This is a genomic window from Streptomyces sp. NPDC020597, assembly GCF_044335095.1.
GTDB lineage: Bacteria > Actinomycetota > Actinomycetes > Streptomycetales > Streptomycetaceae > Streptomyces.
In genome coordinates, this window is record NZ_JBIRUL010000001.1 from 529160 (window position 1) to 553375 (window position 24216).

Annotated in this window: 17 protein-coding genes; 11 read left to right on the forward strand and 6 right to left on the reverse strand. The window is 73.3% G+C overall.

Annotation, left to right across the window (positions count from 1 at the left end; translation table 11 throughout):
• Positions 1–79: 79 nt before the first annotated feature.
• The 3 genes from ACH4ZA_RS02520 to ACH4ZA_RS02530 all read right to left on the reverse strand — a co-directional run bounded on the left by ACH4ZA_RS02520 (position 80) and on the right by ACH4ZA_RS02530 (position 6133).
• Positions 80–1648: an alpha/beta hydrolase gene (locus ACH4ZA_RS02520; RefSeq protein WP_319280610.1), complete on the reverse strand. Its 1569-nt coding sequence runs from the start codon at positions 1646–1648 to the stop codon at positions 80–82.
• Positions 1649–1826: 178 nt separating this feature from the next.
• On the reverse strand, positions 1827–3371 hold the full coding sequence (locus ACH4ZA_RS02525) for an alpha/beta hydrolase (RefSeq protein WP_398427652.1): 1545 nt from the start codon (positions 3369–3371) through the stop codon (positions 1827–1829).
• 74 nt (positions 3372–3445) lie between these two features.
• The gene (locus ACH4ZA_RS02530) at positions 3446–6133 is read right to left on the reverse strand and encodes a lysylphosphatidylglycerol synthase domain-containing protein (RefSeq protein WP_319280607.1); all 2688 of its coding nucleotides are present in this window, start codon (positions 6131–6133) and stop codon (positions 3446–3448) included.
• 186 nt (positions 6134–6319) lie between these two features.
• On the opposite strand from ACH4ZA_RS02530, the gene ACH4ZA_RS02535 reads away from it, so the two are divergent.
• From ACH4ZA_RS02535 to ACH4ZA_RS02560, 6 genes are all read left to right on the forward strand, one after another.
• Positions 6320–6706 carry an MGMT family protein gene (locus ACH4ZA_RS02535; protein ID WP_319280605.1) on the forward strand — a complete coding sequence of 129 codons (387 nt, stop codon included), beginning with the start codon at positions 6320–6322 and terminating at the stop codon, positions 6704–6706.
• 266 nt (positions 6707–6972) lie between these two features.
• On the forward strand, positions 6973–10320 hold the full coding sequence (locus ACH4ZA_RS02540; RefSeq protein ID WP_398427654.1) for an ATP-dependent helicase: 3348 nt from the start codon (positions 6973–6975) through the stop codon (positions 10318–10320).
• A 220-nt stretch (positions 10321–10540) separates the two neighbouring features.
• Positions 10541–14248 carry a UvrD-helicase domain-containing protein gene (locus tag ACH4ZA_RS02545; protein ID WP_398427656.1) on the forward strand — a complete coding sequence of 1236 codons (3708 nt, stop codon included), beginning with the start codon at positions 10541–10543 and terminating at the stop codon, positions 14246–14248.
• A 10-nt stretch (positions 14249–14258) separates the two neighbouring features.
• A complete protein-coding gene (locus ACH4ZA_RS02550) occupies positions 14259–15671 on the forward strand; it encodes a dipeptidase (RefSeq protein WP_398427657.1) in 1413 nt (470 codons plus the stop codon).
• 151 nt (positions 15672–15822) lie between these two features.
• Positions 15823–16767 (forward strand): NAD(+) diphosphatase, encoded by a 945-nt coding sequence (gene nudC / locus ACH4ZA_RS02555; protein ID WP_319280597.1) that lies wholly within the window; start codon positions 15823–15825, stop codon positions 16765–16767.
• A 117-nt stretch (positions 16768–16884) separates the two neighbouring features.
• Complete coding sequence (locus tag ACH4ZA_RS02560; RefSeq protein ID WP_319280595.1) at positions 16885–17007, forward strand: hypothetical protein; 123 nt, start codon at positions 16885–16887, stop codon at positions 17005–17007.
• Between the two features lie 74 nt (positions 17008–17081).
• Here ACH4ZA_RS02560 and ACH4ZA_RS02565 read toward each other — a convergent pair whose 3' ends face one another.
• Positions 17082–17339, reverse strand: a complete 258-nt coding sequence (locus tag ACH4ZA_RS02565) for a mycoredoxin (RefSeq protein ID WP_319280593.1) — start codon at positions 17337–17339, stop codon at positions 17082–17084.
• A gap of 166 nt (positions 17340–17505) precedes the next feature.
• On the opposite strand from ACH4ZA_RS02565, the gene ACH4ZA_RS02570 reads away from it, so the two are divergent.
• The 5 genes from ACH4ZA_RS02570 (at position 17506) to ACH4ZA_RS02590 (ending at position 21430) form a co-directional block, all read left to right on the forward strand.
• The gene (locus tag ACH4ZA_RS02570) at positions 17506–19710 is read left to right on the forward strand and encodes an ATP-dependent DNA helicase UvrD2 (RefSeq protein WP_398427659.1); all 2205 of its coding nucleotides are present in this window, start codon (positions 17506–17508) and stop codon (positions 19708–19710) included.
• A 187-nt stretch (positions 19711–19897) separates the two neighbouring features.
• Positions 19898–20215: a hypothetical protein gene (locus ACH4ZA_RS02575; RefSeq protein ID WP_319280588.1), complete on the forward strand. Its 318-nt coding sequence runs from the start codon at positions 19898–19900 to the stop codon at positions 20213–20215.
• 175 nt (positions 20216–20390) lie between these two features.
• The gene (locus tag ACH4ZA_RS02580) at positions 20391–20759 is read left to right on the forward strand and encodes a WhiB family transcriptional regulator (RefSeq protein ID WP_319280586.1); all 369 of its coding nucleotides are present in this window, start codon (positions 20391–20393) and stop codon (positions 20757–20759) included.
• Positions 20756–21082 (forward strand): hypothetical protein, encoded by a 327-nt coding sequence (locus tag ACH4ZA_RS02585; protein WP_319280584.1) that lies wholly within the window; start codon positions 20756–20758, stop codon positions 21080–21082. Before ACH4ZA_RS02580 ends, ACH4ZA_RS02585 begins: the two co-directional genes overlap by 4 nt.
• A 135-nt stretch (positions 21083–21217) precedes the next feature.
• The gene (locus ACH4ZA_RS02590) at positions 21218–21430 is read left to right on the forward strand and encodes a hypothetical protein (protein WP_398427661.1); all 213 of its coding nucleotides are present in this window, start codon (positions 21218–21220) and stop codon (positions 21428–21430) included.
• A gap of 38 nt (positions 21431–21468) precedes the next feature.
• Here ACH4ZA_RS02590 and ACH4ZA_RS02595 read toward each other — a convergent pair whose 3' ends face one another.
• Both ACH4ZA_RS02595 and ACH4ZA_RS02600 read right to left on the reverse strand, forming a co-directional pair.
• Positions 21469–22878: an ABC1 kinase family protein gene (locus ACH4ZA_RS02595; RefSeq protein WP_398427662.1), complete on the reverse strand. Its 1410-nt coding sequence runs from the start codon at positions 22876–22878 to the stop codon at positions 21469–21471.
• Positions 22871–24082, reverse strand: coding sequence for a TOMM precursor leader peptide-binding protein (locus tag ACH4ZA_RS02600; protein WP_398427663.1), 1212 nt, complete (start codon positions 24080–24082; stop codon positions 22871–22873). Before ACH4ZA_RS02600 ends, ACH4ZA_RS02595 begins: the two co-directional genes overlap by 8 nt.
• Positions 24083–24216: the final 134 nt, after the last annotated feature.

Genomic DNA, 24216 nt, shown 5'->3' on the forward strand with positions numbered 1-24216 from the left:
GCCCGGCAGACCCGTCGGGCCTCCCGGCGGGATCGGCGGGGGTTTTGCGCACCAGGGGTGTGCGAAGCCCCCGCCGCGTTCATGAGCAGACCGTGCCGTCCCGCGGGGCCACCCCCTTCAGCAGGTAGTCGTCCACCGTCGAGTCGACGCACGAGCTCCCGCTCCCGTACGCGATGTGCCCCTCGCCCTTCCAGGTGAGCAGCACGCCGACGCCCTTGCCGAGCTCGTCCGCCATCCTCCGCGCGCCCTCGTAGGGCGTCGCCGGGTCCCCGGTGGTGCCGACCAGCAGGATCGGCGCCGCGCCCGCCGCGCTCACCTCCGGGGTGTCGTACTGCCCGGCCACCGGCCAGTCGTGGCACCAGCCGCCCGTGTCCCAGGCGAGGAAGTCCCCGAACACGGGAGACACCTTCTCGAACCGTGGCACCAGCAGCTTCGTCTCCTGCGCGGTCGGCCGCCGCCTGTCGTCCAGGCACGATATGACCCGTTGGGAGTGGACCGTCGTGCCGTAACGCCCCGAGGAGTCCCGCTCGTTGTAGCGGTCGGCGAGCTCGAGCAGCTCGGAGCCGTCCCCTGCCTGCGCGGCCTTCAGGGCGCTGGTGAGCCTCGGCCAGCCCGCCTCGCTGTACAACGGCAGGACGATGCCGATGACCGCGAGCGCCTGCGTCAGCTTGCGCCCGTCGGCCCCGGGCAGCGGGTGGGCGTCCAGCCGGTCCAGCAGAGCCGCGATCCTCGTGCTGCCCGTCTCGGGGTTCTGGCCGGTCGACGCGAGGTAGTCCTCCAGCGCCCGCTGGAATCCGCGAGCCTGGTTCAGGGCGTGGCCGACCGCGTCGGCGCTCGGGTCGACGACCGCGTCGAGGGCGAGCCTGCCGACGTTGTGCGGGAACAAGTGGGCGTACACACCGCCGAGTTCGGTGCCGTACGACATGCCGAAGTAGTACGTCTTCCGGTCGCCGAGCACCTGGCGCATCAGGTCCATGTCGCGGGCCGTGTCGGTGGTCGACACGTGGGCCAGCAGCGTGCCCGCGGCCTTGCCGCATCCCTCGCCGAAGGCGGTGGCGTCCTGGAAGAACGCCCGCTCCTCGACGGGGGTGTCCGGGGTGGAGTCGAGGGATTCGGCGGCCTGGATGTCGTGGTCGCTGCGGCAGCGGACGCCCTCGCTCGCGCCCACCCCGCGCGGGTCCCAGCTCACGAGGTCGTAGCGGTCGCGGAGCGAGGAGAGGGTCGAGCCGTAGGAGGGAAGCGTGGAGACCCCCGAGGCGCCGGGGCCGCCGAAGTTGAACAGGAGCGAACCGATGCGGTCGCTGCCTTCGGCGCGGGACTTGGCGCGGACGAGGGCGAGATCGATCGTACGGCCGCCGGGTTGCGACCAGTCCAGCGGCGTCTTCAGCGTGGCGCACTGCCAGTCGCCGCCCGGCGGCGAGGAGTCCGCGGTGGGTCCGCAGCGGCCCCAGTCGGGTTTCTGCCCGGTCAGCGCGGCGGGCAGGACCGCCGAGGGGGTGACCGCGGCCGAGGCGGGACCGGCTGTGGGCCGGGCGTCGGCCGTGCCGCCCCCGCCGCCCGTCCTCTCGCCCGACGCGCCGCCACTGCAGCCCGTGGCCAGCAGTGCGACGGCGGCCCCCCACACCGTCCACCGTGCGAATCGCGTCATGCGCGCCTCCCCCCTGCAGGCCGTCCACGCTCGGCGGCGGACGGCTCTCAGGCCATGTTAGGCGTCGGCAACCCCACCCGTCCGAGCCTGTGGATAACCCTGTGACCTGCGAATATCGCGCGACCGGGTGCGATCGGGTGCGATGCCGGGGCGGCTGCGGCTGCGGCTGCGGCTGCGGTCAGGAACAGACGGTCCCGGCGGCCGGCGTCCTGCCGTTCAGGAGATAGCCGTCCACCGCCCGCTGCACGCACGGGCTCTTGCTGCCGTACGCGCCGTGCCCCTGCCCCTTGTACGTCAGCTCGATGCCGACCCCCCGGCCCAGTGCGTCCGCCATCTTCCGCGCCCCTTCGTACGGGGTCGCCGGGTCGCCGGTGTTTCCCACCACGAGGATCGGCGCGGACCCGGGCGCGCTCACGTCCGGGTGGTCGGCGGCGCCGGGCACGGCCCAGTCGGTGCAGCCGACCATCGACCAGGCCAGGAAGTCGCCGAACAGCGCGGAGGCCGCCCGGAACTCCGGCAGCTTCTCCTCCACGTAGGCGGTCGAGTAACGCGGCTTGTCGTCGGCGCAGTTGATGGAGACGTTGGCGGCCACGCTGTTGCTGTACTCGCCGTTCTCGCTGCGGCCGTTCATCAGGTCGGACAGCAGCATCAGAATCTGGCCGTCGCCGTCGTAGGCCTGCTCCAGGCCCTCGGTGAGGTACTCCCAGAAGTCCTCCGAGTACAGCGCCTGAGCGATGCCGTTGGTAGCGGCGCTCTGGGTCAGGGAACGGGGGAAGATCCCCGGGATGGGCTTGGCGTCGAGGCGCTTCAGCAGCGCGGCGATGCGGGCCTCGACGTCCTGCGCGGTGTCCCCGACAGGGCAGTCCTGGGGCTTCGACGTGCAGTCCTTCGCGAAGTTGTCGAGCGCGCGCTGGAAGCCCCTGGCCTGCCCGAGCGAGCCCTGCTCGGACGTCTGGGTCGGGTCCACGACCGCGTCGAAGACGGCCCGTCCCACCTTCTCGGGGAACAGATGGGCGTACACGCCCCCGAGTTCCGTGCCGTAGGAGATGCCGAAGTAGTGCAGCCGGTCGTCGCCGAGCACCTGGCGCATCAGGTCCATGTCGCGGGCCGCGTCGGTGGTCCGCACCCGCGGCAGCATCTTCTTCGAGTGCTTCTCGCAGGCCGCGTTGAACTTCCTGGTGTTGTCCAGCAGCGCGGTGCGCTCCGCTGCGTCGTCGGGGGTGGCGTCCTGCTGGAAGTACGCGTCGAGCTGCTGGTCGTTCTCGCACCGCACTCCGGCGCTGCGGCCCACCCCGCGCGGGTCGAAGCTGACCAGGTCGTACCGGGTGCGCAGGGTCGCGTACTCGTCGCCGAACGCCGGCAGGGTCGAGACGCCCGAGCCGCCGGGACCGCCGAAGTTGAAGATCAGCGAGCCGATGCGCCGGCTCTTGTCGCCGCTGGCCCGGGCCCGGATCAGCGCCAGGTCGATCGTGTCGCCCTCGGGGTCGTCCCAGTCGAGGGGGGCCTTCATGGTGGCGCAGCTCCACGGGTCGCCGTCCGGCAGCGGAGACGGGGCGCTGCCGCCGCCCTCCGACCGGGACGGGGCGGGACAGTCCTTCCAGCTCAGCTTCTGTTCCGTCAGATCCCCTGACCGTGCGTCCTGTGCACAGCCCGCCACCAGCGTGGACAGCAGCACAGCGGTGGCGGTCACGGCGGCCGCACGCGAGCGGGAGGGGATCGGCATGATCCCATCCTGAGGTCGCGTACCGGCCCGCGCGCGGGGCGCGGGCCGTCCGGGGTACGGCCGTCGGAGCCCGTCTAGAGAGCGCCCTTGCGGGTCAGATGGTTGAAGGCCAGCCAGCCCGGCAGCACCGGCAGCCACAGGGTCAGCAGCCGGAAGAGGAGCACCGCGGGCGCGGCGACCTCCTTGGGCAGACCCACCGCGATCAGGCCGACCGTCAGGGTCGCCTCGACCGCGCCGACTCCGCCCGGGGTCGGCGCCGCGGAACCGAGCGCGTTGCCGGCGAGGAAGACGACGGCGACGCTCGCGATGCTCAGCGACGTCGACTCGTCGCCGAACGCGCGGATCGACGCGTCCAGGCACATCACGAAGCAGGCGGTGAGCAGCAGCATGCCGCCGATGCCGGTGACCAGTTTCTGCGGCCGCTGCAGCACGTCCAGCATGCGCGGCACGACGCCCGCGAACAGCGACCGCACGCGCGTGCTGACGAACTTGCGCAGGAAGGGCACCGAGGTCACCACGAGCACGAGCACCGCCACCGTGAGCAGGCCGGCGATGACCGTGCGGGACGGCGACAGCGACGGCGTCTTCTCGGTGCCGGTCAGATAGCCGAAGGACAGCAGCATCAGGATGTGGCAGCCGAGCCCGAAGAGCTGCGAGGCGCCGACGCTGGCCACCGCGAGCCCCGGCCGTACCCCCGCGCGCTGCAGGAAGCGCGTGTTGAGGGCGACGCCGCCGACCGCGGCCGGCGCGACGATCTTCACGAAGGACCCGGCGACCTGCGCGGCCACGGTCCGCGGGAACGGCACCCGCTCCGGCACGAAGCCCAGCAGGCTCATCGCGGCGGCGACGTAGCTCATCGCCGAGAACAGCACGGCCGCGGCGACCCAGCCCCACTCGGCGTTGGCGATCAGCGGGCCGAACTCGATGTGGGTGAGCTGCGTCAGCAGGAAGTACGCGCCGATGGCGCCGGCGATGAAGCTCATCAGGGTGCGCGGCCGTACTCGCTCCAGCCTGGCGGGCTCGACCGGCGCCTGGGGGCGGATCAGCAGCACCTCGTGCCGGATCTGCGTCAGCAGGTCCTCCTCGCGTGCTCCCTCCAGCGCCTCGTCGATGGCCCGTTTCTCGGCCCGGGCCTCCGCGCGCACGGCCTTCTTGCCGGGCTTCTCCGCGACGGCGGGCTCGGTGTCGGCCTCGGCCGCCTCCGCGCGGGCCTGCTTGGCCTGCTGGGACGCTTCGAGGACCGCTTCCCGCTCGCGCTGCGCGCGCTCGCGGGCAAGCCGGCGCAGCGTCGCGCGCGTGGAGCGGGACAGCGCGATGGGCTGGAGCATCGGAAGGCAGTCCGCGACCGCGTCCGGCCCGAGCACGCCCACCGCGGAGGCCACCGCGCGTTCGGCGCCCACCCGCAGGCCCAGTGTCGTCACCAGCTGGGCGACGTCCATCCGCAGCAGCAGGTCGCCGGCCGCGATCTCGCCGCCGCGCAGATCGGTGAGGATCACCGTGCCGGAACGATCCACCAGGATCGCGTCGCCGGCGAGCCGCCGGTGCGCGATGCGCCGTGACTGCAGGGCCCGCACCTGGTGCCAGGTGTTGCGCAGCAGGTCGTCGGTGATCTCCTCGTCCGCCAGCGAGTCGAGGGTGCGGCCGCCGGTGTGCTCGTAGACCAGGATCACCGCGTCGGGCCCGAGCTCGGAGGTCGCGATCAGCTTCGGCGCGTTGGCGCCGGCCGCGATGGCCGCGTAGGCGAGCAGCGCCTCCTGCTCCAGCGCCTGGCGCAGCGACTGCAGGCTGCTGCGGGTGGCGAAGCCGCGCAGGGCCAGATTGCGCCACGCGCGGTAGAAGAAGCCCTGGGCCTGCTGCTCCCGGTCGACGACCGTCACGTCCAGCGGCGGCCCGTCCTCCAGGGTGACGAAGTAGCGTCTTCCCCGGTCGCCCTCCGCCGCGTCCGGCGTCTCCTCGCGCGCGGCGCTCACCGGCCGGAAGCCCACGTGCCGCAGGCCCGCCATGAGCGTCCGTCCCGTGGGCCGTACGTTGGGCGAGCCGACGGCGTACAGGGTGCCGTACGCGACCGTCCAGCCGATCAGCACGGTGAGGATGATCGAGAACGGCGTCGTGTATCCGGTGACGAGCATCGAGAAGGCGTCGAGGAGCAGCACGATCCACAGCACCGAGCGCCAGCGCGGGCGGCGCGACATGCCGACGGCCGTCATGTACGCGATGACGGGGGCGAGATAGCCGTGCACCGGGTCGGTCAGGGCGTGGATGTCACCGGGGGAGGGCTGGGTCAGCGCCTCCTGGATGGAGCCCGGAGCGGCCTTCGCGACCCACAGGTCGGTGGCGAGCGTCACACCGTGCGCGAGGACCGCCGCGAGCACGCCGTCGGCGATGCGCAGCCCGTCCCGCTTGATCAGCCGCTCGATCGCGAACGCGACCGGGACCAGCAGGATCGCGATGCTCGACGCCAGTCCGGCGATCTTGATGAGCAGGTCGGGTGCCTGGCCGGTGCCCTTGTTGATGTCCTGTTCGAGGCCCGAGGTGGTTCCGTGGGCGAAGGCGGCGATGCCCAGGAGCACGATGACGGCGAGCACGCCGATCATCAGCCGCATCAGGTCGGAGGGGCGGTGCACGCGCGCGGGGAGCAGGGGTTCGTCACCCTCGACCTCGTCGATGTGCACCTCCTCCCGTGGCTCGTCGGGGACGTCCGGGCGCGACGCGGCGTCAGAGGCGCCCTGCGCGTCCTCTGCGTGCACGCCCTGCTGCTTCATCGTCTCTTCTTGGTCTCGTATCACCGGTCACCGCCCGCACGATGGTGGCATGCTCCGCTGACACACGGGGGCATCAGGGTGCAAATGCGGGGGCGCACAGTCTGCCCGAAGCCCCGCCCGGGAGCGAGGGTCACACTGCGTCGCCGGCCCGTCGCATTGTCGGTGCGGTGGGGCAGGATGGGGCGGATGAGCGAGCAGAGCCTTCCGGACGACGCCCGCCCGGAGTACACGCAAGCGCTGCCGGAGTACGCCGAGCGGGTCCTCGAGGTCGCGGACCTGATCCCGCCCGGGCGGGTCATGACGTACGGGGACGTCGCCGAGTGGCTGGAGGAGGGCGGCCCGAGACAGGTCGGCCGGGTGATGGCCCTCTACGGCGGCGCCGTCCCGTGGTGGCGTGTCGTGCGCGCGGACGGGGTGCTGCTCCCGGGGCACGAGCTGCGGGCGCTCGAGCGCTACCGCACCGAGGGCACTCCGCTGAAGGCGGCGGGCAGGGCCGCGGAGGGCCACGTCCCGCGTCTCGACATGCGGCGGGCGAGGTGGGACGGCGGCGAACGCACGGCGGGTCACACCTGACAGCGTCCGCCATCGGACGGGCCCGGGGGCCGTCTGTGGCCCGTACGGGCGAAACGGTGCGTACAGGGCACGTCCGCGGCATGGCGTACGTTCGTGGGGCGAGGGACCCCCGGGACGTGCGGGGCCCGAGGGAAGAAGCGGAAGCCGTCCTTCCGGGCCGGTCGTCGGCGTAGCGTCGGCGGCACGCGTCCCTCTCATCCCGCGATCACCGACCTCCCCGGACGACGATCCGTCGACCAGCACACCCACCAGGACCGGCGAACCACGTGAGCACCTCTTCCTCCACCAGGCGCCTGTCGCCCCACCCGGGGCGACAGGGGAACCGTGGCGCTTACCGACTGGTGCGTACCCCGCCCGCCCGGGTGGATCCCCCTCGTCTGGACGCAGCTCAGCGCTCGGTGGTTGATCACGGCTCCGGGCCCCTGCTCGTCCTCGCGGGCCCGGGCACCGGGAAGACCACCACCCTCGTCGAGTCCGTGGCGGCCCGGATCGCCCGCGGCGGCGACCCCGCGCGCATCCTCGTCCTCACGTTCAGCCGCAAGGCCGCCGTCGAGCTGCGCGACCGGATGGCGCGGCGCATGGGCGCCGCCCGCGCGCCCCAGGCGACCACCTTCCACTCGTACTGCTACGCCCTGGTCCGCGCCCACCAGGACGCCGACCTGTTCGTGGAGCCGCTGCGGCTGCTGTCCGGCCCCGAACAGGACGTGGCCGTGCGCGAGCTGCTCGCCGGCCAGCTCGACCTGCAACGGCTCGGCCTCGCCCACGTGCGCTGGCCGGACGAGCTGCGTGCCTGCCTCACCACCCGAGGCTTCGCCGACGAGGTCCGCGCGGTGCTGGCCCGCAGCCGCGAACTGGGCCTGGACCCCGCGTCCCTGGACGCGTTCGCCCACCGCATCGGGCGCCCCGACTGGCGCGCCGCGGCCGCCTTCCTCGCCGAGTACCTCGACGTGCTCGACCTGCACGGAGTGATCGACTACGCCGAACTCGTCCACCGCGCGGTGCTCCTCGCCCACCGCACCGAGGTCGCCGAGCGGCTGGCCGCGAGTTACGACGCCGTCTTCGTCGACGAGTACCAGGACACCGACCCGGCTCAGGTCCGGCTGCTGCACGCCCTGGCCGGCGGCGGCCGCACCCTGGTCGCCTTCGGCGACCCCGACCAGTCGATCTACACCTTCCGGGGCGCCGACGTGAACGGCATCCTGGAGTTCCCGCACGCCTTCTCCCGCCCCGACGGCACGCCCGCCCCCGTCGAGGTGCTGCGCACCTCCCGGCGCTCCGGCGCGGCCCTGCTGGCGGCCACCCGGCTGCTGACGCAGCGGATGCCGCTGACCCGGCTCCCGTCGGAGAAGGTCCGCGCCCACCGCGACCTGACCGCCGCGCGCGAAGGCGGCCGGGTCGAGGTCTACACGTATCCGACGCCCGGCGCCGAACTGGACAACGTCGCCGACATCCTGCGCCGCGCCCACCTGGAGGACGGCGTGCCCTGGGGCGAGATGGCCGTCCTGGTGCGCGCCGGATCGCGCACGATCCCGACGGTCCGCCGTGCCCTCACCTCCGCGGGCGTCCCCCTCGACATCGACGGCGACGACCTCCCCCTGCGCCACGAACCCGCGGTGGCGCCCCTGCTGGCGGCCCTGCGTTCGGTGGCCACGGCGGAGGCCTCCGCCGGCGCGCCGGCCGAGGACGCGCCCGGCGCGCAGAGCGACGCGGCGGCGGTGGGCACGACCGGGCAGGCGCCCGGCTGGCTCGACACCGAAACCGCCCTGACCCTGCTGGCCTCACCCCTCGCCGGCATGGACGCCGCCGACCTGCGCCGCCTAGGCCGGGCCCTGCGCGAGGAGGAACGGGCCGCGGGCAACCCGCTGCCGCCGCCCTCCGACGAACTCCTCACGCGCGCCCTGACCGAGCCGGAGCGCCTCGTCGCCCACGACCCGACGTACGCGCGCGGCGCCCAGCGCCTCGGCGCGCTGCTGGCGACGGCCCGCGCGCGCCTCGCGCAGGGCGGCACGGCCGAGGAAGCGCTGTGGGACCTCTGGGACGGGACGCCCTGGCCCGCGCGCCTGGAGCGGGCCGCCCGGCGCGGCGGCGCCGCCGGCCGCAACGCCGACCGCGACCTGGACGCGGTGTGCGCGCTGTTCGCCACCGCCGCGCGCGCGGAGGAACGCACCGGCGGACGCGGCGCACTGAACTTCCTGGCCGAGATCGAGGCCGAGGACATCGCGGCCGACACCCTCGCCCGGCGCGCCGTGCGCCCCGACGCCGTACGCCTGATGACGGCCCACCGCGCCAAGGGCCTGGAGTGGGGTCTGGTCGTCGTGGCCGGCGTCCAGGAAGGCCTGTGGCCGGACCTGCGTCGCCGCGGCTCCCTTCTGGAGGCCGACCGCATCGGCCGCGACGGACTCGCCGAGCCGCTCACCCCGGGTGCGCTGCTCGCCGAGGAACGCCGCCTCTTCTACGTCGCCGCCACGCGCGCGCGGGACCGTCTCGTCGTCACCGCCGTCAAGGCGCCCGCCGACGACGGCGACCAGCCCTCCCGGTTCCTCACCGAGCTCGGCGCCGAACCGAAGGACGTCACAGGGCGCCCCCGTCGGCCCCTGTCGGTCGCCGCGCTCGTCGCCGAACTGCGCGCCACCACGGTCGACCCGCGCGTCTCCGCACCCCTCAGGGAGGCGGCCGCCCGCCGGCTCGCCCGGCTCGCCGCGCTCGCCGACGAGGAGGGCCGGCCCCTGGCACCCGCCGCCCACCCGTACCGCTGGTGGGGCATGTTCGAGCCGACCGAGAGCAAGGTGCCGCTGCGCGACCGCGAGCAGCCCGTCGTGCTCTCCGGCAGCGCCCTCGAACAACTCGCCAACACCTGCGCCCTGCAGTGGTTCCTGGGGCGCGAGGTGAAGGCCGACGCGCCCGCCACGGCCGCCCAGGGCTTCGGCAACGTGGTGCACGTCCTCGCCGACGAGGTCGCCTCCGGGCACACCCCGGCCGACCTCGACGTCCTCATGGAACGCCTCGACTCCGTGTGGAACGCCCTCGCCTTCGACGCGCCGTGGAAGTCCACCCAGGAGAAGGCGCACGCACGCGTGGCGCTCGAACGCTTCCTGCAGTGGCACGTGATGGACCGCACGGGCCGCACACCGGTCGCCAGCGAGCACGACTTCGACGTCACGCTGGAGGCCGGCGACTACGAGGTGCGCATCCGCGGCCAGATGGACCGCGTCGAGGCGGACGCCGACGGCCGCGCCTACGTCGTCGACTTCAAGACGGGCAAGCAGACGCCCACCGCGCGCGAGGTCGAGCGCCACCCCCAGCTCGCCGTCTACCAGCTCGCGGTCCGCGAGGGAGCCCTCGACGACGCCTTCGACGGGGTACGCCCCGAACCGGGCGGCGCCGAACTCGTCCACCTGCGCCAGGGGGCCGCACGGCGGGACGGCGGCGACGCGCTGCCCAAGGTGCAGGCGCAGGAGCCGCTGGAAGGCGAATGGGTCGGCGAACTCCTCGCCACGGCCGCCGGCAAGGTCCTCGACGAGCGGTTCACGCCCACCACCGGCCAGCAGTGCACCCACTGCGCGTTCCGCGCCTCGTGCAGCGCCCGCCCCGAAGGACGCCACGTCGTCGAGTGAGGGGCGGACCGGACCGTGTGCGGGGGGACCGGGGCCGTGCCAGCGGGTCGCCGGGCGCGGCCGGGGCCCGGCGACGGTGTCGCGGGGTGGACCGGGCCGTGTGCACGGTGGTCCGGGGCGGGCGGTGTGATGGACCGCACCACCTGCCCTGACCTGCACGCATCTCCCCGTGGCGGGTGATTTGTCATCGACTGTCGGTGCCCGCCGCTAGCCTCTCCCCATGCCCGCCCGTATCAGCGATCCCGAGCAGCTCAAGGAGCTCCTCGGGATCCCCTTCACCCCGGAGCAGACGGCCTGCGTCATCGCGCCGCCCGCCCCGCAGGTGATCGTGGCCGGAGCCGGGTCGGGCAAGACCACCGTGATGGCCGCACGCGTGGTGTGGCTGGTCGGCACCGGCCAGGTCGCCCCCGAACAGGTCCTCGGCCTGACCTTCACCAACAAGGCGGCCGGAGAACTCGCAGAACGCGTCCGCAAGGCACTCGTCCGGGCAGGCGTCACCGACCCCGACGTCATCGACCCCGACAACCCGCCGGGCGAGCCGGTCATCTCCACCTACCACGCGTTCGCGGGCCGTCTGCTCGCCGACCACGGCCTGCGCATCGGCCTGGAACCCACCTCCCGTCTGCTCGCCGACGCCACCAGCTACCAGCTCGCCGCGCGCGTGCTGCGCGAGGCCCCCGGCCCCTACCCGTCGCTCACCCGCTCCTTCGCCGACCTGATCAGCGACCTCCTCGCGCTCGACGGCGAACTCGCCGAACACCTCGTGCGCCCCGAGGACCTGCGTGCCTGGGACGCGGAACTGCTGCACACCCTCGAAGGCGTCGGACTCACCAACGCCGACCTGCGCAAGGCGCCCGAAGCGGCCGCCGCCCGACGCGAACTGGCCGACCTGGTGCTGCGCTACCGGGCCGCCAAGCGCGAACGCGACCTGCTCGACTTCGGCGACCAGATCGCCCTGGCGGCCCGGCTCGCCCAGGTGCCCGAGGTCGGCCCGCTGTTGCGCGACGAGTTCCGCGTCGTCCTCCTCGACGAGTACCAGGACACGTCCGTCGCCCAGCGTGTGCTCCTCGCCGGACTCTTCGGCGGGGACACCGGACACCCCGTGACCGCCGTCGGCGACCCCTGCCAGGCCATCTACGGCTGGCGCGGCGCCTCCGTCGCCAACCTCGACGACTTCCCCGAGCACTTCGCGCACGCCGACGGCAGCAGGGCGCGGCGCCAGTCGCTCAGCGAGAACCGCCGCAGCGGCGGCCGCCTCCTGGACCTCGCCAACGGCCTCGCCGAGCCGCTGCGCGCCATGCACGCGGGCGTGGAGGCCCTGCGTCCGGCTCCCGGCGCGGAGCGCGACGGCGTGGTCCGCTGCGCCCTGCTGGCCACCCACGCCGAGGAGATGGACTGGATCGCCGACTCCATCGCCCACCTGGTGCGCACCGGCAAGGCGCCCGGTGAGATCGCCGTCCTGTGCCGGACGGCCACCGACTTCGCGCAGATCCAGGGCGCGCTGGTCGCCCGGGACGTCCCCGTCGAGGTCGTCGGACTGTCCGGACTGCTGCACCTGCCCGAGGTGGCCGACCTGGTCGCCGTGTGCGAGGTCCTCCAGGACCCCGGCGCCAACGCCTCCCTGGTGCGTCTGCTCACCGGCCCGCGCTGGCGCATCGGGCCGCGCGACCTCGCCCTCCTCGGCCGACGGGCCAGGCGGCTCGTCAGCCACGCGCGCGGGGGCGACGACGACCCGGACCGGCGTCTCGCCGAGGCCGTCGAGGGGGTGGACCCGTCCGAGGTGATATCGCTCGCGGACGCCCTCGACACGTTCCTGGAGACGCCGCTGTACGGCGGGGACGGCGGGGACGACGACGGGCTGCCGTTCTCGCCGGACGCGCGCGTGCGGTTCGCCCGTCTCGCCGCCGAACTGCGCGACCTGCGCCGCTCCCTCGCCGACCCCCTCATGGACGTCCTGCACCGCGTCCTCGCCGTGACCGGCCTCGAGGTCGAACTCTCCGCGTCCCCGCACGCCCTGGCCGCCCGCCGCCGGGAGACGCTGTCCAACTTCCTCGACATCGCCGCGTCCTTCGCGGCCGGCGAGAGCGAGGCGAGCCTGCTGGCCTTCCTCGGCTTCCTGCGCACCGCCGCCCAGTACGAGAAGGGCCTCGACAACGCCCTCCCGGGCGGCGAGAACACCGTCAAGGTGCTCACCGCGCACAAGTCCAAGGGCCTCGAGTGGGACGTGGTGGCCGTCCCCGGCCTGGTCAGCGGAACGTTCCCCAGCGGACAGGGCCGCGAGAAGTGGACCGCGCAGGCCAAGGTGCTGCCGCACGCACTGCGCGGCGACGCCGACACGCTCCCCGACCTGGCCTCCTGGGACGCACGCGGCATGAAGGCCTTCCACGAAGCCATGAAGGACCACCAGCACACCGAGGAACTCCGTCTCGGCTACGTCACCTTCACCCGCCCGCGGTCCCTGCTCCTCGGCTCCGGCCACTGGTGGGGCCCCGCCCAGAAGAAGCCCCGCGGCCCGTCCGACTTCCTGCTGGCCCTGCACGACCACTGCGTGGCCGGACACGGCGAGATCGAGGTCTGGGCAGACCCCCCGCAGGAGGACGAGGAGAACCCCGCGCTGCACCGGGCGAGCGTCGACCAGGTCTGGCCGCTCCCGCTGGACGACGCGGCCCTCGCCCGCCGCCGTGCCGCCGCCGAGACCGTCCTGGCCCACCTGGAGGACCTCGAGGACCTCGCCCCGCACGACGACGGCCGGCCCGCTGCCGCCCACGACCCGGACGCCCACGACGACCCCGACTGGCCGCCCCCGCCGGACGACGAGCCGCCCCACGACGACGAGCCGCCCCACGACGAGGACGATCCGTTCGGCTCGGACCCCTTCGACACGACCCTCTCCGACGCGGACCCCCGCGGCGCGGACCCTTTCGACGCCGACCCCTTCGAGCAACGCTCCTTCGAGCAAGGGCCCTTCGAACAAGCCCCCTCCGAGGGCGGGTTTTCCGGTGACGCCTCCCACGAAGCGCCGCCGGCCGGGGGCGACCCCGCGGACCGGCACGGGCGGACCTCGGCCGGTTCTCCCGTCCGTCCCGCCGCGCACGCCTCCGTCCCTCATCAGGGCACGGCGCCGGAGGCGCCCGGCGCCCGCGCCCGCCGGAACTCCCTCACCCCGGAGGAGGCACGCACCGTCGCCTCCTGGGACCGCGACCTCGACGCGCTCGCCGGGGAACTGCTGCGCGCCCGCCGGACCGTCACGGACGTCCCCCTGCCGACGAGCCTGACCGCCTCGCAGGTCCTGCGCCTGGCCGCCGACCCGGACGGTCTCGCACAGGAACTCGCGCGCCCCATGCCACGCCCCCCGCAACCGGCCGCACGCCGGGGCACCCGGTTCCACGCCTGGGTGGAGGCCCGCTTCGAGGAGTTGACGCTCCCCCTGCTGGAACCGGACGAACTGCCCGGCCACGACGCCGAGATCGACGACGAACACGACCTCGAGGCCCTCAAGGAGGCCTTCGAGCGCACCGAGTACGCCCGCCGCACGCCCTACCGGATCGAGGCCCCCTTCCAGCTCGCCCTCGCGGGCCGTGTCGTCCGGGGCCGCATCGACGCCGTCTACAAGGAGGGCGACGGCGAATCGGCCACGTACGACATCGTCGACTGGAAGACCCATCGCGCGCATACCGCGGACCCCCTGCAGCTCGCCCTGTACCGGCTCGCCTGGGCCGAGCAGCAGGGGGTGCCCGTGGAATCCGTCACAGCGGCGTTCCTGTATGTGCGCACCGGCGACGTCGTACGACCGGAGGGGCTGCCCGATCGTCCCGCCCTGGAGCGCCTGTTGACCGGGAAGGAGGGCGCCGGGGGCGGCCGCGACCGACCGGCCGGGCGCGTCGGCCGCGCACCGGGGCCCGGCGAGGACGCCGGTGCGGGCCGATAGGCTCGTGACCATGAGCCATCCCGTTGACAGTGCCGTCAGCGCCGTCCGCACGTACGTCGAGCAGCATCGCGCCGCCTTCCTCGACGACCTCGCCGAATGGCTGCGCATCTCGTCGGTGTCGGCGCAGCCCGAGCACGCCCCGGACGTACGGCGCAGCGCGGACTGGCTCGCCGCCAGGCTCACGGAGACCGGCTTCCCGATCGTCGAGGTCTGGCCGACGCCGGGCGCGCCGGCCGTCTACGCGCAGTGGCCCTCCGGCGATCCGCAGGCGCCCACCGTGCTGGTCTACGGCCACCACGACGTGCAGCCCGCCGCCCGCGAGGACGGCTGGGACAGCGACCCGTTCGAACCCGTCGTCCGCGGAAACCGTCTCCACGCGCGCGGGGCGGCCGACGACAAGGGACAGGTCTTCTTCCACACCCTCGGCGTCCGCGCCCACCTCGCCGCCACCGGCCGCACCGCGCCGGCCGTCAACCTCAAGCTGCTGATCGAGGGCGAGGAGGAGTCCGGCTCCCCGCATTTCCGGGCCCTCGTGGAAGAGCGTGCCGCGCGTCTCGCCGCGGACGCCGTGATCGTCTCCGACACCGGCATGTGGTCCGAGGACACTCCCACGGTGTGCACCGGAATGCGCGGCCTCGCCGAGTGCGAGATCCGGTTCCTCGGCCCTGACCAGGACATCCACTCCGGCTCCTTCGGCGGGGCGGTGCCCAACCCGGCGACCGCGATCGCCCGCCTCGTCGCCGCCCTGCACGACGAGCACGCGCGCGTGGCCGTCCCCGGCTTCTACGACGGCGTCGTCGAGCTCACCGACCGTGAGCGGGAGCTCTTCGCCGAGCTGCCCTTCGACGAGGACCAGTGGCTGCGCACCGCCCGGTCGCACGCCGCCCACGGGGAGGCCGGGCACACCACCCTGGAGCGGATCTGGGCCCGCCCCACGGCCGAGGTCAACGGCATCGGCGGCGGCTACCAGGGGCCCGGCAGCAAGACGATCGTCCCGTCCTCGGCCTTCGTGAAGCTGTCCTTCCGGCTCGTCGCCGGGCAGGACCCCGACCAGGTCGAGAAGGCCGTCCGCGCCTGGGTCGCCGAACAGGCGCCCGCCGGCATCCGGTACGAGATCGCGTTCAGCCCGGCCACCCGTCCCTGCCTGACCCCGCTGGACCACCCCGCCCTGCGGTCCGTGGCTCGTGCCATGGGCCGGGCCTTCGACAAGCCCGTGCGCTTCACCCGCGAGGGAGGCTCGGGACCGGCCGCCGACCTGCAGGAGGTTCTCGGCGCCCCGGTGCTCTTCCTGGGCGTCTCCGTCCCCTCGGACGGCTGGCACGCGCCCAACGAGAAGGTCGAGCTGGACCTCCTCCTCAAGGGCGTCGAGACCGCCGCGTACCTCTGGAGCGACCTCGCCGCGCACTGGCGTCATGCGCCCTGACGACCCCGACCGGTCCTGAGAGGACGCACACGCGGCGCACACTGAAGCAGCAGCCCGCGCCGCGCCGCTCCACGACCGGTCGCCCCCTGCCGTACATCCCGCTGAACCGCCCGCAGAAACAACCGTTCCACCGGGGGAGTTGGAAGTACCCGTGACCACCTGGACCGACCAGAACGCCGATCGACCCATCTCGCTCACCGCGCCGAGCGGCGTGGACCGGGCCGCCCACCACCGGCTCGACGAGGCCTGGCTCGCCGCGGCGTGGAGCCACCCCACGACCCGCTGTTTCGTCGTCTCCGGAGGCCAGGTCCTCATCGACGAGACCACCGACGGCCGCACCGAACTCGTCATGATCCCGTCGTTCGAGGCGCCTCTCACCGAGGCGCACCGCTACTTCCTCGGGACGGACGACGACGGCGTCAGCTACTTCGCCCTCCAGAAGGACACGCTGCCCGGCCGTATCGACCAGTCCGCGCGCCCGGCCGGTCTGCGCGAGGCGGGTCTGCTGCTGTCGCCGCGCGACGTGGGCCTGATGGTGCACGCCGTGGGTCTGGAGAACTGGCAGCGCACCCACCGCTTCTGCTCCCGCTGCGGCGAGCGCACGGTGATCGCCGCCGCCGGGCACATCCGCCGCTGCCCCGCCTGCGGCGCCGAGCACTACCCGCGCACCGACCCGGCCGTGATCATGGCCGTCACGGACGAGGAGGACCGTATCCTCCTGGGCCGCCAGGTGCACTGGCCCGAGGGCCGCTTCTCGACCCTCGCCGGTTTCGTCGAGCCCGGCGAGTCCATCGAGCAGTCCGTGCGCCGCGAGGTCTTCGAGGAGGCCGGCGTCACCGTCGGCCACGTCGAGTACGTCGCCAGCCAGCCCTGGCCCTTCCCGTCCAGCCTCATGCTCGGCTTCATGGCCCGTGCCACGTCCACCGACATCCACGTCGACGGCGACGAGATCCACGAGGCCCGCTGGTTCTCCCGTGACGAGCTCGGCGCCGCCTTCGAGTCCGGCGACGTACTGCCCCCGTACGGCATCTCCATCGCGGCCCGACTGATCGAGCTCTGGTACGGCAAGCCGCTCCCGACGCGCAGCACCGTCTGACGCCCGCCCGCCCGACACCCCCCGCACATCGAGGGGGCCGCCCCACACCGGGACGGGCCCCGTCGATCTCCTGACGCCGAACTCCCCGGCGAGTCGGTGTGCGGCGGCTACGGCCACATGCCGGCGTGGCTGCCCCTGGCCACCGCCAACCGCAACCCGTCCATGGTCGAGTTCGTGTACGGCCCGGATGGCGAGGACCTTTCCGAGGACTTCTCCACCCGGCCCGTGCCGGCGCTCTGAACCTGCGGCTCTGCCGGGGCCACGCGAAACCCCCGATCGGCGTCAGGCCGGTCGGGGGCTGCGTCCCGCGAGGGTCAGGCGCTGAGCGCCTGCTTCACCTGGGCGAGGCTCGGGTTCGTCATGACGACCTCAGCCCCACCGCTGGTGGGAACCACCTGGACGGTCGGCACCGTCTGGTTTCCGCCATTCGCCTTCTCCACGAACGCCGCGGACTCCGGGTCCTGCTCGATGTTGATCTCGGTGTACGCGATGCCCTCGCGCTCCAGCTGCTTCTTCAGCCGCTGGCAGTAGCCGCACCACGTGGTGCTGTACATCGTCACAGTGCCCAGCATGTCTCTCATGCTCCTTCGGCGGTCGGGGGACGGGGGATCCTAAGGGGAACGCGGCCGACGGGGCCGCCATTCCCGGCAGTGGCGTCCGCCGTCACCAGTACGACCGCGGGTGCACGCCTGTGGACAACCGTCCCGCCCGCCTCCGCCGACCTGGCAGCATGGCGGGGTGACAGCAGCAACGCACTCCACCCTGTTCCCGCAGGCACCGGACTCGGCCGACGCGGTGCTCGACGGGCTCGACCCCGAGCAGCGCGAGGTCGCCACGGCCCTGCACGGTCCGGTGTGCGTGCTGGCCGGAGCCGGCACGGGCAAGACCCGGGCCATCACCCACCGCATCGCCTACGGGGTGCGTGCGGGCATCCTGCAGCCCTCCAGCGTGCTCGCCGTCACCTTCACCAACCGGGCCGCCGGCGAGATGCGCGGCCGGCTCCGCCAGCTCGGCGCCCAGGGTGTCCAGGCCCGCACCTTCCACTCCGCGGCCCTTCGACAGCTGCAGTACTTCTGGCCGAAAGCGATCGGTGGCTCCCTGCCCCGGCTCGTCGACCGCAAGGTGCAGCTCGTCGCCGACGCGGCCGCCGCGTGCCGTGTCCGGCTCGATCGCGGTGAGCTGCGGGACGTCACCGCGGAGATCGAGTGGTCCAAGGTCACCCAGACCGTCCCCGCCGACTACGCCCTCGCCGCCGTCAAAGCGGGCCGTGAGGCCCCCCGCGACCCCGCCGAGATCGCCCAGCTCTACGCCGCCTACGAGGACCTCAAGCGCGAGCGTGCCGTCATCGACTTCGAGGACGTCCTGCTGCTGACCGTCGCGGTGCTGCAGGACCGGCACGACATCGCCGAGCAGGTCCGCGCCCAGTACCAGCACTTCGTGGTCGACGAGTACCAGGACGTCAGCCCGCTCCAGCAGCGCCTGCTCGAGCTGTGGCTCGGCGACCGGGACGATCTGTGCGTGGTCGGGGACGCCAGCCAGACGATCTACTCCTTCACCGGTGCCACCCCCGACCACCTGCTCGACTTCCGCACCCGTCACCCCGGCGCGACCGTCGTCAAGCTGGTCCGCGACTACCGCTCCACCCCCCAGGTCGTCCACCTCGCCAACGGTCTGCTCGCCCAGGCCCGCGGTCGCGCTGCCGACCACCGGCTGGAACTGGTCTCCCAGCGCGCTCCCGGACCCGAGCCGGGCTACGCCGAGTACGCCGACGAGCCCGCCGAGGCCGAGGGCGCGGCCCGCCGTATCCGCGAGCTCCTCGACGCCGGGGTCCCGGCCGCGGAGATCGCCGTCCTGTTCCGCACCAACGCCCAGTCGGAGACCTACGAGCAGGCCCTCGCCGACCTCGGCATCCCGTACCTGCTGCGCGGCGCCGAGCGCTTCTTCGACCGGCCCGAGGTGCGCAAGGCCGGTGTCGCCCTGCGCGGCGCGGCCCGGTTCGGCGGCAACGACACGCTCCTCGAGGACGCCGTCGACCTGCCCTCGCAGGTGCGTGCCGTCCTCTCCGGCGAAGGCTGGACCACACAGCCCCCGGCGGGCTCCGGGGCCGTCAGAGAGCGCTGGGAGTCCCTGGCGGCCCTGGTCAACCTGGCACAGGACTTCGCCGCGGCCCGGCCCGGGGCGACCCTCGCCGACCTGGTCGCCGAACTCGACGAGAGGGCGAGCGCCCAGCACGCCCCGACCGTCCAGGGCGTCACCCTGGCGTCCCTGCACTCCGCCAAGGGCCTGGAGTGGGACGTCGTCTTCCTGGTCGGCGTGGCGGAGGGCATGATGCCGATCACCTACGCCAAAACCGACGAGCAGATCGAGGAGGAGCGCCGCCTGCTCTACGTCGGGGTCACCCGCGCCCGTGCACGGCTGCACGTCTCGTGGGCGCTCTCCCGCTCGCCGGGCGGTCGCCCGAGCCGTCGCCCGAGCCGCTTCCTCGACGGTCTTCGTCCCGGTTCGGGCGCCGCCGTGGGCCGTGGGGGCGCGGGGGGCGCCGGAGGCGTCGAGCGGGGGTTCCCCGGTCTCGCCGCGGGCGCCGGCCGGGCCCCGCGCCGGACACAGCGCACCCCGGCCCGCTGCCGGGTCTGCGGGCGCACCCTGACCGACGCCGGCGAGATGAAGCTGATGCGCTGCGAGGACTGCCCCTCCGACATGGACGAGGGGCTGTACGAGCGGCTGCGGGACTGGCGGGCGGTCCAGGCGAGGCGGGCCGGCCAGCCGGCGTTCTGCGTCTTCACCGACAAGACGCTGATGGCGATCGCCGAGGCAGTCCCCGACGAGGAGGGCGAGCTGGCCCGGATCCCGGGGGTCGGTGTGCGCAAGCTGCACCGCTACGGAACCGACGTTCTGGCCATCTGCGCAGGCCAGGACGTGGTGGAGGGTGACGAAGGTGACTGAGGGAGGGGCGGCCGAAGATTGATCCGAACTCGTCGGAAAAATAGTTTGCGCATGCCCCGGGAATCCCCATAGGTTCTTAGACACCGGAACGGCGGCCTTCTCGAAGGCCCTGATTCCGTGCTGTACTTGCATATCCGTCGGACCGGCTCACCCCGGTCCCCCGAGACGCCGAGAGGAGGCGATTCCAGTGATCATCATCAACCGCAGCTCCACCGCCAAACTGACCGATCGCTCGGTCGTCTCCACGTGCATGCTCGGCGCCTCGGTCCTGGGCACCGGTCTGTCCGGCATCCGTGCCGATCGGCCGGCGTCCTCCTCTGTCTCGCCCGTGAGTCTTCTCGGCCGTGAGCGCAATGAGCGACCGACCAAGGCACTGGAAGCAGTAGAGGCACAGGCGCACGCCTATGCCTTCGCGGCGGCCGGTGCCGGATTTGGCAAGCAGACGACGCAGCACCACCTGATGTGGGCCTTCCGTGGGCCAGAACCCTGGAGTGATCCAGCCTGATCGTCGATCAGGCCGGCGCCTTCAGGGCCGCGGAACCCCACCCGGGATCCGCGGCCCTTCTGTTTTCCCCGAACGGGGACGACGGAGCGAAGGGGCCTCGGGACAAGAAAAGAACCCGGTACCCAGCCGACACCCGGTCCCACAGGACCGGACCGACAGACGAGGAAGACGAACCGTGCAACTCGAAGCGCACGCCCCGTCCGTACCGCCTTCCGAAACGATCCCCCCGCCCGGCCTCACGGAGGACTCCACCTTGACCCCGCTCACGGCGCTCACCGCGCTCGACGACGCCATCGAGAACCTCGGCGTGCCCGTCCCCTGCCGTTCGTACGACCCGGAGGTCTTCTTCGCCGAGACGCCGGCCGACGTCGAGTACGCCAAGTCCCTCTGCCGTACCTGCCCGCTGATGGAGGCTTGCCTCGCCGGCGCGAAGGAGCGGCGCGAGCCCTGGGGCGTCTGGGGTGGCGAGCTGTTCGTCCAGGGTGTCGTCGTCGCCCGCAAGCGGCCGCGTGGTCGCCCGCGCAAGAACCCGGTCACGGCATGAACACCGCAGGAACAATCGACCGTCCCCTCACGCAAGACCCCAAGAAGCAGGCCCCGATGAAGCCGTTCACCAGCGAGCCCGCAGGCTCCGCGACCGAAGACCTCACCATCACCACCGGCGCGTACGACTCGCGTCAGAACAGGACACGCGAGATGCAACTCATCCCAGAAGCCCTGGCTCGTGCGCATATGCACGACCGCATGCACGAGGTCGAGCGGGAGCGTCAGGCCGTGCGCCTGGTCGCCGCTCGCCGGATGCAGCGTCGGGCCGAGCGCGCCTCGATGCGCGCCCGCCGGGCGCTCGCCATGGCCGTGATGCACTGACCGCACACACCTGAAGCGGTGGCCTCCCGAGAGGGAGGCGAAGCTTTCCCCGCGGGGGCCGGTCCGTCCGAACGGGCCGGCCCCCGCGGTGCGCTCTGCGCCCGATCCGGAGCCTGCGGCGTTATCGTCCAGGGCATGGCGAGTCCGACCGAAGACGGCGACCGGGACGGTTCACCGGCGGAGCCCCCGCCCGTGGTGTGCGGCCGCTGCGGAGCCCTGGCCGCGGATCCGCCGCCGCTCACCTGGGCGTGTTCCGTCGAGAACGGCGTCCGCCGTCACTTCTGCGAGGCCTGCGCCCGGGAGAACCTCCGGGCGATCGAAGGACGGCTCGACTCCGACTGGTGGTGAGGCATCTCACAGATGGGCAGGAGTCCCGTATCCGTGGCTCATGCCTCCGCCACCGCGTCCTCGGCCAGGGGGTCCTCCGCCTCCTGCGCCAGGTCCTCCGGGGCCTCCAGCTCCTCCTCCGGGAGGAACCCGGGCAGCCAGTCCTCCAGTTCGTCCCGTAGCCGTACCGTCGCCCCGAGCTGGCACAGCACGCCGATCGTGCTGAGGGTCACCCGGTGGATCAGCAGGTACGCCGGCGGCAGGTTGAGCTGTTTGCCCAGCTGGTGGGCGGGAGAACGGGGGTCCGCTATCCGGGCCGCCTGACTGCGCATCCAGCCGCGGGTGAAGGTGAACTCCTCCGCGCGCGCCGGTTCGATGATCGGCAGGAGGTAGTCGAGGACCGCGTCCGGGTCGAGCTCGATGGTGTCCTTCACGAAGCCCTCCGCGCAGAGGAGTTCGTAGACCGCCTCCGCGTCGCCGTCCAGGGTCAGGCGCAGGGACTCGCCGATCGGGCCGGGCAGGCCGCCCGCGAGCCGGTCCACCGTGCCGAAGTCCAGTACGCCCAGCCGCCAGTCGTCCGCGCCCTCCGGCCCGCCGGGCAGGAGACGGAAGTTGCCGGGGTGCGGGTCGGCGTGCAGCAGGCCGGTGCGTGCCGGGCCGGAGAAGAGGAAGCGGGACAGCAGCTGGCCGGCACGGTCACGCTGCTCCTCGGTGCCCTCGGAGATCACCTCGGAGAGGGGGACGCCGTCGATCCACTCGGTGACCAGGATCTGGTCGCACTGATGGACCACCGCCGGCACCACGACGTCGGGATCCCCGGCGAACTCCTCCGCGTGGGCCTGCTGGGCCTGCGCCTCCAGACCGTAGTCCAGTTCCTCCGAGACCCGGTCGCGCAACTCGGCGATCAGCGGCTTCACATCCATGCCCGGAATGAGCGGGCCCAACAGGCGCGCGAAGCGGCTGAGTTGGTTCAGGTCGGACAGCAGGGCCTCGCCGGCCCCGGGGTACTGGACCTTGACCGCGACCTCCCGGCCGTCGTGCCACACCCCTCGGTGCACCTGGCCGATCGAGGCCGCCGCGGCGGGTTTGTCGTCGAACTCCAGGAACAGTCCGGCCCAGTCCTCGCCGAGGTGTTCCGTGAGCACGGCGTGCACGGTGCGGGTCGGCATCGGCGGCGCAGCGTCCTGGAGCTTGGTGAGGGCCGCGCGGTAAGGGCCGGCCACTTCCTCGGGCAGGGCCGACTCGAAGACGGACAGGGCCTGCCCGAACTTCATCGCACCGCCCTTCAGCTCGCCCAGCACCTTGAAGAGCTGTTCCGCGGTGCGCTGCTGCAGCTCACGGCCGACGATCTCCGCGGACTCGCCCACGATCCGCTTGCCCAGACCCCAGGTGGCGCGCCCGGCGAAGCCGAGCGGGAGCGCGGCGAGCTTGGCGGTCCGGGTGACCGCCTTCCGGGGAAGATCAGACATGCGCCCTCCAAGTCCCAGCCAGCCGCGCGGTGTCCGTCGTACCGCGTAACTCCGTCGAATGACGTTGCTCTCCCATTGTCACGTGCGAACCCCCCTCCTCGGGGGTGTGTTCCCGCTTACCTTTCTCCGCGGCCCCGCACGGGCAGGCCCAGTGTGGCCCCACCGGCCGGGAGCGCCACTGGAGCGCGGGTGCCGAGACCTCCCACCGGGCGCCCACGCTCGACGGGGCGCGGCCGTCGAGGAAAGCGAGCGCGTGGGCGGCGGCCAGCCCGGCCACCGTAGTGGCCAGCGTCACATCACAGGCGCGCGCCGTGCGCCGGTGACCGGAGTGCCACTGGGCGACCAGTCGCGGCCACGCCGGGTCCCGGTCGGTGCGCTCCTGATGCAGACAGCCCGCGCATCCCGTCTCGCCCGGCAGGACGAGCGGGCCCACGACACCCGTGCCCTCGACGACGCCGGCGTAGAGATGCGGGGTGCCCGAGGCGATCAGCGGCTCCGCCGCGGAGGGAGCGGGTGCGTGCACGGACACGTCGTCCCGCGGGGCGAGGATCACCAGCGAGAAGCCAGGGGCGCCCTCGGCGGGGGAGTTCCCGCTCCGCCGGGGCGGCCGGCCGGGTGCGGCCCGGCGCACGACGCGGCGGGCCGCCTCGTCCCGACGCTCGCCGACCGCCTCGGCGGGCAGCCCGCCGGGCGTGACGTCGCCCGGCTCCACCTTTCCGCCGTCAAGCACGTCCACCTCACCGACTCCCGCGCCCGACAGCAGCGCCGCCAGCGCCGCGCCCACCCGGCCCGCGCCGCGCACCTGCACCCGCATCCCGCGCCGGGCCGCCAGGTGCTCGACGGCGTCACCCGGCTGCGAGGTGACGAGGGACAGCGCGGCGAGATCGGGTCGCAGCCGGTCCATGACCTCCTTCCTCTCCCGCAGGGCGCAGGCCTGCGGCCCGCCGCCGTGTGCGTCGTCGAGCAGTCCCGCCCGGGCCAGCCGCTCGACCAGCCGGTCCACATGGCCGTCGGGCAGATCCATCCGGCGGCCCTCCTCCCGCAGCAGGGGGAGCCCGCGGGTGCCGTCCAGCAGGTCGAGGAAGCTGCCCGTGGCCGTGTCCACCGGGCCGAGTGTCAGTGCGTGCGCCGGCGTCATGCCGAACTGCACCGTGTTGAGGTCGCGCCAGCCGCGCCGGAGCGCGGGTTTCACCGTCGGATGCATCGAAGGCCCCCGTATGCCTGGAAACTCCCCGTCATGTCGACGGAGCGGGGCGTGGGGTGTCCTCGCTCCGCCGACGACTGCCAGCATGCCCGGGCCCGACCGAGCCCGCCGAAAGTTGTCCACAGGCACCCGCA